This window comes from Azotosporobacter soli, assembly GCF_030542965.1.
In the GTDB taxonomy this organism is placed as follows: domain Bacteria; phylum Bacillota; class Negativicutes; order SG130; family SG130; genus Azotosporobacter; species Azotosporobacter soli.
In genome coordinates this window covers 91,805-107,117 of record NZ_JAUAOA010000003.1, presented here as the reverse complement: position 1 = coordinate 107,117, position 15,313 = coordinate 91,805, and the positions used below count along the sequence as shown (strand labels likewise).

General features: G+C 51.8%; 12 protein-coding genes. 11 read left to right on the top strand and 1 reads right to left on the bottom strand.

Annotation, left to right across the window (positions count from 1 at the left end; translation table 11 throughout):
• Positions 1-41: 41 nt before the first annotated feature.
• The 6 genes from QTL79_RS04350 to QTL79_RS04325 all read left to right on the top strand — a co-directional run bounded on the left by QTL79_RS04350 (position 42) and on the right by QTL79_RS04325 (position 5,990).
• Positions 42-776, top strand: coding sequence for an MBL fold metallo-hydrolase (locus QTL79_RS04350; protein WP_346353722.1), 735 nt, complete (start codon positions 42-44; stop codon positions 774-776).
• 466 nt (positions 777-1,242) lie between these two features.
• Positions 1,243-1,917, top strand: coding sequence for an FHA domain-containing protein (locus QTL79_RS04345; RefSeq protein ID WP_346353721.1), 675 nt, complete (start codon positions 1,243-1,245; stop codon positions 1,915-1,917).
• Positions 1,918-2,011: 94 nt separating this feature from the next.
• Positions 2,012-2,812 carry a flagellin N-terminal helical domain-containing protein gene (locus tag QTL79_RS04340; RefSeq protein ID WP_346353720.1) on the top strand — a complete coding sequence of 267 codons (801 nt, stop codon included), beginning with the start codon at positions 2,012-2,014 and terminating at the stop codon, positions 2,810-2,812.
• Between the two features lie 170 nt (positions 2,813-2,982).
• Positions 2,983-4,149: an aminotransferase class I/II-fold pyridoxal phosphate-dependent enzyme gene (locus tag QTL79_RS04335; protein WP_346353719.1), complete on the top strand. Its 1,167-nt coding sequence runs from the start codon at positions 2,983-2,985 to the stop codon at positions 4,147-4,149.
• Between the two features lie 23 nt (positions 4,150-4,172).
• On the top strand, positions 4,173-4,814 hold the full coding sequence (locus tag QTL79_RS04330) for an NAD-dependent epimerase/dehydratase family protein (protein WP_346353718.1): 642 nt from the start codon (positions 4,173-4,175) through the stop codon (positions 4,812-4,814).
• Between the two features lie 27 nt (positions 4,815-4,841).
• On the top strand, positions 4,842-5,990 hold the full coding sequence (locus QTL79_RS04325; RefSeq protein WP_346353717.1) for a glycerate kinase: 1,149 nt from the start codon (positions 4,842-4,844) through the stop codon (positions 5,988-5,990).
• A 53-nt stretch (positions 5,991-6,043) separates the two neighbouring features.
• Here QTL79_RS04325 and QTL79_RS04320 read toward each other — a convergent pair whose 3' ends face one another.
• Positions 6,044-7,591 carry a sigma 54-interacting transcriptional regulator gene (locus QTL79_RS04320; RefSeq protein WP_346353716.1) on the bottom strand — a complete coding sequence of 516 codons (1,548 nt, stop codon included), beginning with the start codon at positions 7,589-7,591 and terminating at the stop codon, positions 6,044-6,046.
• Between the two features lie 238 nt (positions 7,592-7,829).
• Here QTL79_RS04320 and ald point away from each other — a divergent pair, with 238 nt between their 5' ends.
• From ald to QTL79_RS04295, 5 genes are all read left to right on the top strand, one after another.
• Positions 7,830-8,948, top strand: a complete 1,119-nt coding sequence (gene ald, locus QTL79_RS04315; protein WP_346353715.1) for an alanine dehydrogenase — start codon at positions 7,830-7,832, stop codon at positions 8,946-8,948.
• A gap of 191 nt (positions 8,949-9,139) precedes the next feature.
• Positions 9,140-10,861: a sigma-54 interaction domain-containing protein gene (locus QTL79_RS04310; protein WP_346353714.1), complete on the top strand. Its 1,722-nt coding sequence runs from the start codon at positions 9,140-9,142 to the stop codon at positions 10,859-10,861.
• A 186-nt stretch (positions 10,862-11,047) separates the two neighbouring features.
• Positions 11,048-12,346 (top strand): L-cysteine desulfidase family protein, encoded by a 1,299-nt coding sequence (locus tag QTL79_RS04305; protein ID WP_346353713.1) that lies wholly within the window; start codon positions 11,048-11,050, stop codon positions 12,344-12,346.
• A gap of 128 nt (positions 12,347-12,474) precedes the next feature.
• Positions 12,475-14,061: a mechanosensitive ion channel family protein gene (locus QTL79_RS04300; protein WP_346353712.1), complete on the top strand. Its 1,587-nt coding sequence runs from the start codon at positions 12,475-12,477 to the stop codon at positions 14,059-14,061.
• Positions 14,049-15,179 carry an HD-GYP domain-containing protein gene (locus tag QTL79_RS04295; RefSeq protein ID WP_346353711.1) on the top strand — a complete coding sequence of 377 codons (1,131 nt, stop codon included), beginning with the start codon at positions 14,049-14,051 and terminating at the stop codon, positions 15,177-15,179. The genes QTL79_RS04300 and QTL79_RS04295 overlap by 13 nt, the downstream gene beginning before the upstream one ends.
• Positions 15,180-15,313 lie beyond the last annotated feature (134 nt).

Below are 15,313 nucleotides of genomic sequence, written 5' to 3'. Positions count from 1 at the left end.
GCGCAAAGAATTATAATGAAAAGAAAAGCAGGAGGAGAAAAATGAAACTGAATTTATTCCGTCATGCAACGATGCTTTTGACGCTGGGAGAACGAAAAATTTTGCTGGATCCGATGCTGGCGCTGGCTGAGACAATGCCGCCCGTAGAAAATTCGCCATTGCCGCGCGCAAATCCTCTCGTGGAATTTCCAAAGCGCGCGATGCTTGATGAGGCGGAAGCGATCCTGATCACGCATTGTCACCGTGATCATTTTGATCAGGCGGCGATTGATGAACTGCCGAAAACGTTGCCGGTCTTCTGTCAGCCGGAGGATGAACGGCGCCTTTTGGAAAGCGGGTTTTCGCAGGTGACTCCGCTGTTCGACGAGGTGCAGTGGAATGGGATTCGCTTATCGCGTACCGGCGGGCGGCACGGTTACGGGGCGACTGCGAATGCGATGGGACCAGTATCGGGCTATGTGCTCGAAGCGCAAGGGGAAGCGAAGCTCTACATTACCGGCGACACGGTCTGGTGTCAGGAGGTCGAAGCCGCTCTTTTGAAGCATAAACCGGAAATCATCATTGCCTATTGCGGCGGCGCGAGATTTCTAAACGACAAGCCGATCACCATGGATGAAAACGATATCAGGGTATTGCTGAAGGCTTCAAAGGCCGATGTCGTAGCCGTGCATATGGAAGCGTTCAACCATTGCCTACTGACGCGGCAAGCGCTGCGCAGCTTGATTCCGGACGCGCGGCTGAAAATACCGCTGGATGGCGAAGAACTGATTTTTTGAGAAAAGCCGCGTGCCTTTACAGATAGAAGGTGCGCGGCTTTTTGCCTTTTTTACGGCATGAAAAAGGCCCGCGCGCCCAGGGGAGGCTGGAGCATGCGGGCGGATCACCTCCCGTAAAAACTTTTCAAAAAGTGCTTCGCAATTTGCACTACTATCATTCCGCGGCGAAAGCGGATATTCCTGCTTATTATTTGTAATTTTATAAATAAAGCGAATATTGAAACTGCAAGGCGCGATATTCGCTTTTGAAAAAGCCGGAAAAGAGAAATGACACTTGAAAAAACGTTGATAAAGAAGGCGAACGTAATCGCTCTTGAGCGATGGCAGGAATTTGCTCCGCAAAATGGAATTATATAGTGTTAGGTTCTTGCCAGTATGCTATAAGGCGCTTGGCATAGATGAAAACAAGTCATATCAGGTATCCTGAAAACAGGGTGCGTTTTAAGCCGATAGGGAGGTTGACAGGGTGTCGAAAGAAGCTAGCTTTATCGTAATAAAAGGCGAGCCATATGAAGCGGGAACGCGATTGGCTATTTTAGGCGATGCGTGGATCATCGGGCGCTCCAGCGGTTCTGTTCAGCCTGATTTGGGATTCAGCAACTATTTCGTTTCCCGGCGTCATTTGCAGTTGCATTATCGCGAGGCAAGACACTGGTTGCAGGATTTGGGCAGCAAGCACGGGACGTTGATCAATGGACAGACGATACGGGAACACGAAGACATCGCTCTCAAGGATGGCGATATTGTCAGCATGGCTTTGGGGAATGTAGTGCTGCGCTATCTGGCATCGAATCAGTTTGAACAAACGATGGAGATTGCCGAGCATCGCTTGTTGGAACATACCGGCTTTGTGATTGAAAAAGAGCGGCGTCAATGCATCATAAACGGCAAGGTTTCGCCGATGCTGGGCAAAGAGTGGGACCTGCTGCTGCTCTTATACCAGCATGCCAATGGCGTAGTCGGTTATGAAGACATCAAGCGAGTGGTCTGGGCGGAACGTGTTTCTGATGCTGCCGGTGTTCCGGATGTGGAATTGAGTGAGATCAACACACTGGTATACCGCCTGCGAAAAAAACTGCAGGATAAAGGTTCATTGATCAAGGCGATCCCACGTACCGGGTACATGCTGGAAGTGGAATAACAGCTGCTGAAGAATAAGGCAAAAGACCTATTTTATCTTGCGGATGCACGGTGTACAATGACAATAAGAAGTAGTCTGCGAGGTGGTGAATAATATGCAAATTGGCGCATATACTCCGTCATACTCAAATTACAGCAATGCCTTGCAAAATCAACAAAAAGCCATGTTGCGCATGGCGACAGGTGAACGGATCAATAAGGCGGCGGACGACGTTGCCGCACTGGCGATCTCGGAAAAACTGCGTGGTCAAATTTCGGGTTCGAACCAGGCTGAACGCAATGCACAGGATTCTATCTCGATGTTGAATGTCGCCGAAGGCGGCATGAACAGCAGCGCTGACACGATGCAGCGTATGCGGGAGCTTTCTGTTCAGGCGGGCAATGGAACGCTGACGGATCAGGATCGCTCTATGATTCAGCAGGAAATGAACCAACTGGGCGCGCAGCTGAACAGCAATGCCAGCAATACGCAGTTTAACGGGATCAATACGAATGACGGAACCTTGTCGAATATGACAAGTCAGGTGGGCGCAAATGCCGGACAGACGGCAACCGCTTCGATCGGCAATACCTCAGCCGCCGGATTAGGCGTCAGTTTCGATGTTTCGACACAGGCAGCGGCGGCAACAACGCTGGATTCGATTGACACGGGCATGGCGAACCTGTCGTCGATTCGCAGCAGCGTAGGCGCGTCTGTGAATGGGCTGCAGTATAGCAGTGACATAGCCTCTTCTTCGGCAGAAAACCTTCAGGCGGCAGAATCGCGTTACCGCGATGCGGACATGGCGAAAGAGGCGACGCTTTTTGGCGCTTCAGGCATAGGTCTGTACGCCAACATCATGGCGCTTTCCAAGACTATGCAGCAACAACAGGGAATGCTGTCGCTGCTGGCATAACTCGATGCATAGTGCGGACCGATCGTATGATCGGTCCGTTTTTCTATGCATAAATGCTTTTTTGGCAGGGGATAGCGAGCGGAAGGCGAAATACAAACTAAGAAATCGTCTATAAGGATAAGAGCAAAGAAAAGCGATGAACGTATCGCCGGAAATGGGGAGTGGTGAAGATGTTTCAGGAAGCGGAACGGATGAAAGGATTAGGCTCTGCGGTATTTTCTCAGGTTGCGCAGATGCAAAAAGCCGCGCAGGCTGCCGGACAGGATGTGATTCAACTCAGCATCGGCAGTCCGGATTTGCTACCGGCGGATCATGTCGTTGCGGCGCTGCGCCAAAGCGCAGGCAATGCGGACAGCTACGGCTATACATTGACGAAGGGGCGGCCTGATTTTTTAAACGCCGTAGCCGACTGGTACCGCGAACATCATGCTGTAACGCTGGAGGCGGAAAGCGAAGTCCATTCGCTGATCGGCTCTCAGGAAGGGCTTTCGCATATCGGTCTTTGTCTGGTCAATCCCGGAGATGTCGTCTTAGTGCCTGATCCGGGGTATCCTATTTATTGCGCAGGCCCATTGATGGCCGGAGCGCAGCTCGAATTCATGCCGCTTCGGGCGGAAAACGGCTATCTACCGGATTTGGCAGCGTTAACGCCAGCGGTACTTAACCGGACCAAAATGATGATCTTAAATTATCCAAACAACCCGTTGGCGGCGGTTGCCAGTCGAAGCTTTTTTCAAGAGGTGGTGGCACTGGCGGCTAAATATGGCTTTGTCGTCTGCCATGATTTTGCCTACAGCGAGCTGGTCTTTGACGGCTATCGACCGGAAAGCTTTTTGGCCATTCCCGGTGCGAAGGAAGTCGGCGTTGAATTCAATTCGTTGTCAAAAACGTATAATCTATGCGGCTGCCGCGTCGGTTATGTCGTCGGCAATGCGCAGGTCATCGGTTTATTGAGCCGCCTAAAATCAAATTTCGATTATGGCGTGTTTGCGCCGTTGCAGGCCGCTGCTGTTGCGGCGTTAACGGGATCGCAGGCGCATGTAAGGGCTACAGCCGACACGTATCAACGGCGGCGCGACGTTGTCGTCGACGGCCTTAACCGGATCGGCTGGCAACTCGACAAACCGAAGGCATCGATGTATGTATGGGCTCCGGTGCCGAGCGGGCAATCGTCGCTTGAGTTTACGGCAGACTTATTGAAACATACCGGCGTGGCTGTCATCCCGGGCAGCGCCTTCGGACGATGCGGCGAAGGTTTTGTGCGTTTTGCGCTTGTCCAACCGGAAGCGCGCTTGGCTGAAGGTGTAGAACGAATTCGGCAATGGCTGGGGAAATAAAAATGGCAGCGCAGGAGGCTGAAATGGGTAAAACGGCTATGCTAGTCGGAGCGACCGGTTTGGTCGGTGGAATCTTATTGAAACGGCTCTTGGCGGATCCACGCTACGATAAGATCGTGGTCGTTTGCCGCAAAACGGCTTGGCGCGAAGGCGGAAAGCTTATTGTGCGTGAAGGCGATTTTTCCCGTTTGGAAGAATTGACCGCCGACCTGACGGTTGATGACGTGTATTGCGCGCTAGGCAGCACGCGCAAAAAAGCCGGCTCAAAGGCGGCTTTTGTTAATGTGGATTATGAATATCCGCTCCAATTGGCGCAGCTTGCGCTGAAAAAAGGTGCAAAACGGTTTCTGCTGGTGAGTTCGGCCGGCGCTTCGGCAAAATCCCGCTTTTTCTATTTGAGGACAAAAGGGGCGCTTGAAGATGCGCTGGCAAAACTGTCTTTTGAGATGTTGGTCATCGCGCGACCGTCGCTGCTGCTCGGAAAAAGAAGTGAGTTCAGGCTGGGCGAGTGGTTGCTGCTTCGAATCAATCGCTTTCTGCCGCTGGCATGGAGAGGCGTAGAAGCGCAACAGGTGGCAGTTTCTTTGATTGAGGCTGCCAACAGCGGACGCGGTGGCTGCAAAGTGATAACGGCGGCGCAATTGCGGCGTATAGAGACCCGATAGCGTGAGGCAAGTAGAGGGGGAAGATATGTGAAGATTATCGTTGCACCCGATTCCTATAAAGGAAGTTTGACGGCTGTGCAGGTCGCGAGTGCGATGGCGCGCGGTATCGGCAGAGTGTATCCTGAGGCGCAGGTGGTTCAGATGCCGATCGCGGACGGCGGCGAAGGTACGGTCGTAGCGATGGTGGCCGCGCTGGGCGGAGAAATGGTGGAAACAACGGTACAAGGACCGCTTGGAGCGCCGGTTGTTGCGCAGTGGGGCCTTGTCGCCTCAGGCGAAACTGCTGTCATCGAGATGGCGGCAGCATCCGGTTTGCCGCTACTTAGCAGCGCAGAACGCGATCCGCTGCGCGCCAGCAGCCATGGCACTGGCGAGTTGATCGTGGCGGCCTTGGACAAAGGGGTGAAGCGGATCATCATCGGCCTTGGCGGCAGTGCGACCAATGACGGCGGCGCCGGCATGGCGCAGGCGCTGGGAGCTAAACTCTATGACGATTGGGGGAAACCATTGCAGCCGGGCGGTGCAGCGTTGGCTCGTCTGGAAACGGTGGATCTATCGGCTCTGGATGCGCGTTTGGCGGAAACGGAAATCTGGGTGGCTTGCGACGTGGATAATCCGCTTTGCGGACCACAGGGCGCTTCCGCCGTATATGGACCGCAAAAAGGCGCGACGTCGGAAATGGTCGCACAGCTCGATGCGGCGCTGGCGGTCTATGCCGGAATCATGACAGAAGCCACTGGACGAGCTGTGGCGGAAAAACCAGGCACTGGAGCGGCTGGAGGACTCGGTGCCGGACTTTTGTGGCTGACTAACGCGCGATTGCGGCCGGGCGTCGAAATGGTTCTGGAGGTTGCCGAGTTTGAAAAACAACTGCTCGATACCGACTGGGTCTTGACAGGGGAAGGGCGAACCGACCAACAGACCGCATTCGGTAAAGCTCCGATCGGCGTGGCGAGTGCGGCAAAACGGCACGCTGTGCCGGTTGCGCTGCTTTCCGGCGGTTTGAGCCAGGGGTGGCAGGCTGTTTTGGAGGCGGGCATCGATGCGGCTGCGAGCGTTGTTCCTGGACCGATGCGTCTGGAAGAATGTTTGGCAGCAGGCGAAGAGTTGGTAGCGGATGGCGCGGAGCGGCTTTGTCTTCTCTTGGCGCTGGGCGAAAAATTAAAAAAACACTGAAAAAAGGATGCCTCCCCGATTTGATCGGAAGGCATCCTTTTTTCAGTGTTTTTCTACTGCTCTGGTTGCTGCAGACCGTGTTTGCGCAGTTTGTTCAGTACGGCGGTATGAGAAAGACCTAAAGCCTGGCCTAACTGGCGCGACGTCCGATATTGGCGCTGCGCCTGGCGCAAAACTTCGCGTTCGGTATCGGCCATGACCTCGCTTAGTTTGCGCTGACGCGAGGCTGTCGGCGGCGGCGTATTCGTCCCTTCGCGATACAACAGGATGTGTTCGGACAGGAGTACGGAACCGTCAACGATATTGACCGCACGTTCGATGACATTCTCCAATTCACGGATATTGCCCGGCCAATGATAATGTTCAAGCGTATGCAAAGCGGCTTCGCTGATCGCGTCGACCTGTTTGTTTAGTCTGGCTGTGAAACGTTGCAGAAAATATTGGGCCAATAAAGGAATATCTTCGCGCCGTTCGCGTAATGCGGGGAGGTATAAGGGGATGACATTTAGACGGTAGTATAAATCTTCGCGGAAGCGATCATTGGCGATCATATCCTCTAGATTACGGTTGGTCGCAGCCAGGATGCGAACGTCGACCGAAATTTCACGGCTCCCCCCGATGCGTCGGACTTTTTTATCTTGTAAGACACGCAGCAACTTGGCTTGCAACGGACCGGAAATTTCGCCGATCTCATCCAAGAACAGCGTGCCGCCGTTGGCCAATTCAAACAAACCTTGTTTGCCGCCTTTACTGGCGCCGGTAAACGCTCCTTCCTCATAACCGAACAATTCGCTTTCCAATAGAGTATCGGGAATGGCGGCGCAATTGACGGGTATGAAGATTTCATCGCTGCGTGAGGAGGCTGCGTGGAGGGCACGGGCGAACAGCTCTTTACCGGTACCGGTTTCACCGCGGATCAGGACGGTGGAACCGCCGCGGGCATAGGCTTTGGCAAGTGCGACGACTTGTTTCATGCGATGGCTGACATGCAAAATTTCGGAGAAGGTAAACGGCATCTGACTTGCCATTTTCTGCACCAGATCGCGGACATCTCGGATATCTTTTAAGATTGCGACGGCGCCGATGGTCTTGCCGCTTTGGTCAGTCACGGGGCGGCTGCTGATCAGATAGTGGCTTTGCGGATCTTTTTGGAAAAACTCACGGTTGTTGAAAGTTTTGCCATGATACAGCGTTTCAAGTAAGAGAGGATTGTCCGGCAGGACATCCGTCAAAGGACGGCCAAGCATTTCGGAAGGCGGAATGTGCAGAATTTGTTCCGCTGCAGGGTTATATTGCGTTACGCAACCGTCGTGCGCAATGGCGAGGATTCCGTCGCTGACCGAAGTCAGAACCGCTTTAAGCTGTTCTGCACGTTCCTGATGCGGCATTAAATCAATCGGATGCACTTCTAAGATGCCGCTGATGCTTTTCAAATGATCGACCAGTTCCTGATAAGCGATGTTTGAAAGAGGAACGATTTCCAGGTACATGGTACGCAATTCGACTTCCATGGAGAGGATGTTGATCTTTCGTTCGGCCAGAGCCTGCGAAATATCGAGTACCAACCCGACTCGATCCAGGTTAGGTATTTTGAAACGCATAAAAGTCCACCTTTCTGCGACGATAATCTATCTTCATAAGAATTAGGCAAAACAAGAAAAAAACCTGCCTGCTTGGAAATAAAATATTCCAAGTGTAACGATTTACTTCCGAGAAACGGAAACAAATCGTTACAAGAAAACTGAAAAGTCCTGACAAAACGGGACTTTATAACTTGGCATGCTTCTTGCTATATAGTATCAACGTAAACCCATTATAATATTTTTGGAGGGATTTGGCATGATTATTGGTGTAGCAAAAGAGATCAAAAACAATGAAAATCGGGTAGGTCTGACTCCAGCAGGTGTTGAAGCACTTTGTAAAGCCGGTCATTCGGTTATGGTGGAAAAAGAAGCCGGTTTGGGCAGTGGATTCTCTGATGAAAGCTATCAAAAAGCCGGTGCGGTTATCATGGCTGACAAACAGGCTATGTTTGATAAATCGGAAATGATCATTAAAGTAAAAGAACCGATTGCATCTGAATATGGCATGTTCCATGAAGGCCAAATCCTCTATACTTATTTGCATTTAGCTCCGGAACCTGCGCTGACGAAAGCGTTGTTGGAGAAAAAGGTTGTCGGTATTGCATATGAAACGATTGAAGGCGCAAACCACTCGCTGCCGCTCTTGTCCCCGATGAGCGAAGTGGCTGGTCGGATGTCGGTACAAATCGGCGCTCAATTCCTGGAAAAACCTTGGGGCGGCAAAGGCATTCTGCTGGGCGGCGTTCCTGGCGTTGATGCAGCGCAAGTCGTTATCGTCGGCGGCGGCATCGTAGGCACCAATGCTGCAAAAATGGCGTTGGGCATGGGCGCACGCGTTACGATCATCGATCGTTCCATCGATCGTCTGCGTTATTTGGATGATATTTTCGCCGGTCGTGTAGTGACTGTAATGTCGAACAGCTATAACATTGCCCGTTGGGCTAAAAAAGCCGACCTGCTCGTCGGCGCAGTACTGTTGCCGGGTGCAAAAGCGCCTAAACTGGTGACGGAAGAAATGGTAAAAAGCATGGAACCTGGTTCGGTAATCGTCGACGTTGCCATCGACCAAGGCGGTTCGGTAGAAACGATCGACCGCGTTACCACGCATAGCGAACCTACTTACACTAAATACGGCGTTGTGCACTATTCCGTAGCGAATATGCCGGGCGCAGTAGCCAGAACCTCTACGATGGCATTGACGAATGTGACGCTTGACTATGCGCTGCAAATTGCCAATAAAGGCTGGAAAAAAGCGCTGCAGGAAAATGCCGGTCTGGCAAAAGGCCTGAACGTTGTAGATGGAAAAATCACCTACAAAGCAGTCGCAGAAGGTCTGAAACAAGACTTTACTCCGGTGGAAAAAATCCTCGGCTAAGAAAGATAAATGAAGAACGGCTGCCTCTTTTAAGAAGGGGCGGTCGTTTTTTTATGCCTTGATGGCAACGAAAGAGAGAAAGTTACATGCGTTGAGCGATTCGTAGCAGAATGGTCGTTGCCGAGTCTTCTCATTTCAGATAAAATGAAGATGAGAAAAATGAGAAAACGCAAAGAGATGAGGACGAAGGGATGACTAGACTGCAAGGCGTGCAAATTGCCACGCAACAAATCGCCGAGGCGATATCGAGTGTCTTGGGCATGGATGTCACGATTGTGGATGAAACGATGGTTCGCATCGCCGGTACCGGCTGCCACCAAAATACAATCGGTCAGGATATAACGGGAAACAATGTCTATAGCCAGGTGCTGAGCGGCGGCAATGAATATTTGATCAGCGACGTCAGTACGAGCCATGCCTGCGAAAACTGCGGACGGCGTGACAGTTGCGCCGAGTTGGCGCAGCTGTGTTGTCCGGTCTTACTGGGCCAAGAGACCATCGGCGTTATCGGTTTGGTCGCTTTTTCCGCAAAACAGCAGCGTGAGTTAGCGGAGCAGGGGCCGCAGCTTTTGGTCTTCATGCGAAAAATGGCGGAACTGGTGGCTGCGAAAGTTTTGGAAAGCGAAGCGATGCAGCGGACGTTGCTGCTTAAAAACCAGATGGAGACCGTTTTGAATTTTGTTGCAGAAGGAATTGTTGCGGTCGATCATCAGGCGAGGATCATCAATCTTAATTATGCGGCGGAAAAGCTGCTCAAGGTGAAGGCGACGGAGGTGATCGGCTTTCATATCAGCGAGGTTTTTCCCGGTACGCCGGTGGAAGAGGTTCTGCGTGACGGCAATGGCTTTGTTGACCGGGAAGTAAAACTGTGGCAGCGCGGCAAGCAGCACCATTATTTCATCAGTGCGAAACCGATGCTGCAGGGCGTCGTCGTTCAAGGCGTGGTAGCCAGCTTTCGCCTGGCCGGAGCGCAGGTCGGGCCGGCGCCGAGCACGTCTCCGGTCGAGTTCGAAGATATCATCGGTACGAGCCGGGCGCTGCACCAGGTCTTGGATGAGGCGAAACAGGCTGCGAGCGGAACATCGACGATTCTGATCGGCGGCGAAAGCGGTACCGGAAAAGAGGTGTTGGCGAAAGCGATCCATTTTGCCAGTGAGCGCAGAATGGGGCCGTTTGTCGCTGTCAATTGCGCGGCCATTCCCGAAACGCTGCTTGAAAGTGAACTGTTCGGTTATGAGGAGGGCGCGTTCACCGGAGCGCGCCGCGGCGGCAAACCGGGAAAATTCCAGATGGCGAACGGCGGTACGCTGTTTCTCGACGAAATTGGCGACATGCCTGTCGCGCTGCAGGTGAAGCTGCTTCGCGTTCTACAGGACAAGCTGGTGGAACGGGTTGGCTCGCTACAGGCGATAGCGGTAAATGTCAGAATCTTGGCAGCCAGTAACCGTGATTTAAGTGCAATGGTAAGCGAGGGGCGTTTTCGCGAAGACCTTTTTTACCGCCTGCATGTAATCAGTTTGCATCTGCCTGCGCTAAGGCAGCGCAAGGAAGATGTGCCTTTGTTGGCGCAGCATTTCCTGCAGCAGCAGGCGCAAGCATACGCCAAAGATTTGCAGGGCTTTGATGCGGCGGCTATGGAATGTCTGACGGAATATGAATGGCCGGGCAATGTGCGGGAACTTGAGAATGCGGTGGAATGCGCGGTCGTCAAAGCGTCGGGCGGGACGGTGGTTGCGGCCGATTTGCCGAACCGTCTGCGCAGCGCGCGGGAAACCGCGCCGGAAAAAAAGCGTTTGGCGGCGGCGCTGGCCTCTTTCGGCAGCGATGTTGACGGCAAGCGGCAAGCTGCGTTGAGCATGGGCATCAGTCTGGCGACGCTATATCGGAAAATGAAAAAGTATGGTTTGGAGTAAGGTGAGAAGTTTCGCAAAATTTATCAGATCTTCTCATGTTATACTGAGAAATCAAAGGGGAGATTCCTGGATCAACGGGAATCTCTCTTTTGGCATGAATCTTGCAAAGAAAGTAAGCAGGCAAGAAAAAGCTGATTTCATATGCAAAGAACAGCGATTCGTGAAAGATAAAGAGGAGGCTATACAATGAAGCAAGCGACAAATCCATTATGGCAGGAATTCATCAAGGCGATTAAAATGGAAGTGGTACCTGCACTCGGCTGTACGGAACCGATCTCCTTAGCGTTCGCGGCGGCCACTGCGGCGAAACGTCTGGCTAAGCCAGTCGAACGGATTGAAGCGAAAGTTTCGGCGAATTTGATGAAGAACGGCATGGGGGTAACGGTGCCTGGAACCGGTACGACCGGTTTGCTGATTGCGGCGGCTGTCGGCGCACTGGGCGGCGATCCCGACGGAAAACTGGAAGTCTTGAAGAAACTGACGGCACAGCAGATCGCAGCGGGCAAAAAAATGATTGAAGAAGAGAAAGTAGTTTTGACGACTGCAGACGTCGACAATATTCTTTACTCCGAGGCCAAGGTTATACACGGCAAGGATTGGGTAAGGGTCTGCATCGCCGATTATCATACACAGGTGATTCTGATCGAAGAAAATGGCGAAGTAGTTTATCGCCTGGAACAAGAAGTAAACGGTGCTAAAAAAGCCGAGAGCTACTCGATGGCCGGCGTTCGCGCCCAAGATGTCTTTGATTTTGCCGTACAAGCGCCGTTGGAGATGATTTCCTTTATCGGCGAAGCCGCCCGGTTGAACGATTGCCTGTCGAAGGAAGGCATGAGCGGTCAATACGGACTTCACATCGGCGCGACGCTGTGTCGCCAGATCGATAAAGGGCTGATGGCGGACGGTTTGTTGACGCATATCCTGATGCGGACGACGGCGGCTTCCGATGCCAGAATGGGCGGTGCGACCTTGCCGGCGATGACGAATTCCGGTTCCGGCAACCAGGGCATTACCGCGACGATGCCGGTGCTTGTCGTAGCCGAGCATCTTAAAGCGTCGCAGGAAACTACGCTGCGTGCACTGCTGCTTTCGCATCTGATGGCGATCTATATCCATAGCAAGCTGCCTAAGTTGTCGGCGCTTTGTGCGGTAACGACTGCGGCGATGGGAGCGGCAGCCGGGATGGCTTACCTGCTGAAAGGCGATTTTGAGACGGTAAGCATGGCGATATCAAGCATGATCGGCGATCTGGCCGGGATGATCTGCGACGGCGCTTCGAACAGCTGCGCAATGAAGGTCTCCACTTCGGTAGCGGCAGCGTACAAGGCGGTGCTGATGGCGCTTGAGGGAATGCAGGTCACCGGCAATGAAGGCATTGTAGCGGATGATGTGGATGATTCGATCGCTAATCTGGGTGAACTGGCTTGCCGGGGCATGGTCGAAACGGATGATCAAATTCTGAAAATAATGTTGAATAAAGCATAAACAACAAGAGTCGCGATAAAAATTTATTGCGGCTCTTTTCTTTTACAGGTTTTTGTTTATGAGTAGCGAAACAAATTCATAATGATATCGATGAAGCGATCGACACTGGCTGAGGGCAAGGTGATGAAATGAATGCGAAAAGACAGTATGGAATGATCCTTGTCATATGTCTCTTCGGGCTGCTGTTGTGGGGGGCTCGTATTGCTGCGGCTGCCGGCGTCATGTTTGAAGGGATGGAGCTGTACAGTATTGATTATGGAATTGGTTCGTTTAGTGCAGAGGATCGTGCTGCGGTTGTCGCGACGCGAATTCAAGTCTTGGCGGATAATTCGCAGCTTGGTTTAGAAGTGGAAGAATCGCCCTATCCGGGCGGTATTGATGTGATTGTCGGAAAACAGGTGCTGTTTTCGATTACAGATGAAGAGGCTGCTGCTGCTGGGAAATTACGTAGTGAATTGACCGCACAGCGTTGGCAGATTATTAAACAGGCGGTGATTTCTTATCGGGAAATGCGCAGCGAAAAAAGTGTTTGGATACGCAGCGGCATTGGCATAATAGGGACGCTGCTCCTGTATGGCTCTTTTCGCGGCATGCGATTTATTCGTCCGCGCATTGAACGAAAACTGATCACGTTACAGAAGAATGTCACATTATTGCCAAAAGATCTGAGCGGCTTTCTACAACGCCAAATAATCGGTAGCGCTGTCGTCTTGCTGCAGCCGATTTATTTACTGCTAAGGGGAAGTTTTGCGGTTGTGTATCTGATTACGCTACTGCGTCTGTTTCCTGCGAGTGTTCCGTATGCGGAGAGTCTGTTGTCCTATACTCTCCAACCGGTGCATAATATGGTTATTGGCATCGTCGAATATTTGCCGAACCTGGTGATCGTGCTTTTGATCATCCTGCTGAGTCGTTATCTGCTGAAAGGTGTGCGGCATGTTGCCAGTCAGATCGAAACAAAAGAGATTGTCGTTGGCGGCTTTGATGCGGAGTGGGGGATGCCGACCTATAATATTGTAAGGTTTCTGATGCTGGCGCTGACGTTGATTGCTGTATTTCCTTATTTGCCGGGCTCTCAATCACCGGTATTTCAAGGAATCAGCGTCTTCTTAGGCTTGCTGATTTCGCTGGGATCTTCTTCGATGGTGAATAATATATTTTCTGGATTTGTACTGATTTACACGAGCGCGTATCGGGTTGGCGATTATATTATGGTCGGAACGCATTTTGGCAAGGTCCTCGAACGCTCTATCCTGGTAACACGTCTGTTGACGCCGAAAAATGAAACAGTGACGCTGCCGAATGCTACGATGCTGGGCAGTAATATTATCAACTATAGTGTGCAAGCATCCGGCGGTGGATTGATCCTCCATACAGAAGTTACGATTGGCTATGATGTTTCATGGCGAAAAGTTCATGCACTCTTGCTGACTGCAGCTGCGAACACAGACGGAATTCTGCAGGAACCGTTGCCGTTCGTACTGCAAACGGGATTAGAGGATTTTTATGCGAAATATGAATTGAATGTTTTTACGCGACAAGCCGATCAGATTCCGCTTTTGTATTCGCGACTGCATCAAGCGATACAGGACGCGTTTCATAAAGAGGGCGTTGAAATCATGTCGCCTCATTATGCCGCTTGGAGAAATGGGGAAACTGCGGCGATTCCGTTAAGCGATGCTAAACAATGGGAGGAATTTAAATGCAAAGAGTGACGATGAATAATATCAGCAAAGGCATGGTGACGGCGCGCAATGTATATGACGCGGCCGGACAGGTGCTGGTAAAGGCGAACATGGTATTGATCGATCAATATGTGAATCGCCTGCGCCGCATGAATATAGGCTCTATCTATGTAGTGAACCCGTTGCTTGAAAATGTCGAGTTGCCGGAAATGGTCAAGGAGGAAACGCGCGTCAATGCGGTGAAGGCAGTGCAGGCGGCCTATCAGGCGTATCCGAAAGGTGAAGCGGTCGACAGTCGGAACGTGGAAAACATCGCGGATAAGATCGTCGAAGAGGTGCTGGCCAATCGTCAGCAGATGCTGCAGGGGACCGACATGCGTACCTATACGGATTATTTATATGCGCATGCGGTCAATGTGGCGGTATTGTCGGTCATGATCGGCGTGAATATGGATTATAACAACAGCCGTCTCAAGGACTTGGCCTGGGGTGCGTTGATGCACGACCTAGGTGAGATGAAAGTGCCTCCGGAAATTTCCGGCAAGCAGGGGAAGCTTTCGCCGGAAGAATGGTCGGAAGTGAAAAAACATCCGGAGCTGGGCTTTGAATTGTTGCGCAAAGGGAGTCTTAATATCCCGCTTCCAGTCGCGCATATTGCCTTTCAACATCATGAGAATTTTGACGGAAGCGGTTATCCGCGGAATTTGAAAGGGGAAGAGATTCATGAATACGCCCGTATTGTCGCGATTGCCAATGTCTATGACGCCTTAGTGGCGGACCGGCCGTTTCGTCCCGGTTTTGCCAGTCATATGGCATGTGAGCTGATGATGACGATGGCCGGACGTTTTTTGGATACGGATATTCTGAAAGTGTTTCTGGAGCGCGTTGCCAGCTATCCGATTGGCAGCGTGGTGCGCCTCAGTAACAAGGAAACCGGCGTTGTCACGGCCGTGCCGGAAGGAATGGCCTCGCGGCCGCAGGTGAAAATTATTTTGGATGATAAGGGACGCGTCTGTGCGGCGGAAGAGTGTGAACGGGATCTGAGCAAAGAATTGACCTTGTTTGTCGATCGGGTGCTTGATGAAGAAGCGGTGATTAAAATTGGCAATTTATACGCTAAGAGCAAGAATGCGGGGCACGAAGGATGAAGCAGCGACTTTCCTTTTTCTTTTGCTTGGAGTGACTGTCTAATCATGGTATAATAGGCGCAAACAGCAGCCGGCCGGTGGCCGGTTTTTGCTTACCCAGGCCAGTCAAATGAGCGAGTGAGGGAGTAAGGGAC

Coding starts and splice junctions, on each gene's coding strand:
- QTL79_RS04350 (WP_346353722.1), top strand. CDS start 42: ATGAAACTGAATTTATTCCGTCATGCAACGATGCTTTTGACGCTGGGA.
- QTL79_RS04340 (WP_346353720.1), top strand. CDS start 2,012: ATGCAAATTGGCGCATATACTCCGTCATACTCAAATTACAGCAATGCC.
- QTL79_RS04335 (WP_346353719.1), top strand. CDS start 2,983: ATGTTTCAGGAAGCGGAACGGATGAAAGGATTAGGCTCTGCGGTATTT.
- QTL79_RS04330 (WP_346353718.1), top strand. CDS start 4,173: ATGGGTAAAACGGCTATGCTAGTCGGAGCGACCGGTTTGGTCGGTGGA.
- QTL79_RS04320 (WP_346353716.1), bottom strand. CDS start 7,591: ATGCGTTTCAAAATACCTAACCTGGATCGAGTCGGGTTGGTACTCGAT.
- ald (WP_346353715.1), top strand. CDS start 7,830: ATGATTATTGGTGTAGCAAAAGAGATCAAAAACAATGAAAATCGGGTA.
- QTL79_RS04310 (WP_346353714.1), top strand. CDS start 9,140: ATGACTAGACTGCAAGGCGTGCAAATTGCCACGCAACAAATCGCCGAG.
- QTL79_RS04305 (WP_346353713.1), top strand. CDS start 11,048: ATGAAGCAAGCGACAAATCCATTATGGCAGGAATTCATCAAGGCGATT.
- QTL79_RS04300 (WP_346353712.1), top strand. CDS start 12,475: ATGAATGCGAAAAGACAGTATGGAATGATCCTTGTCATATGTCTCTTC.
- QTL79_RS04295 (WP_346353711.1), top strand. CDS start 14,049: ATGCAAAGAGTGACGATGAATAATATCAGCAAAGGCATGGTGACGGCG.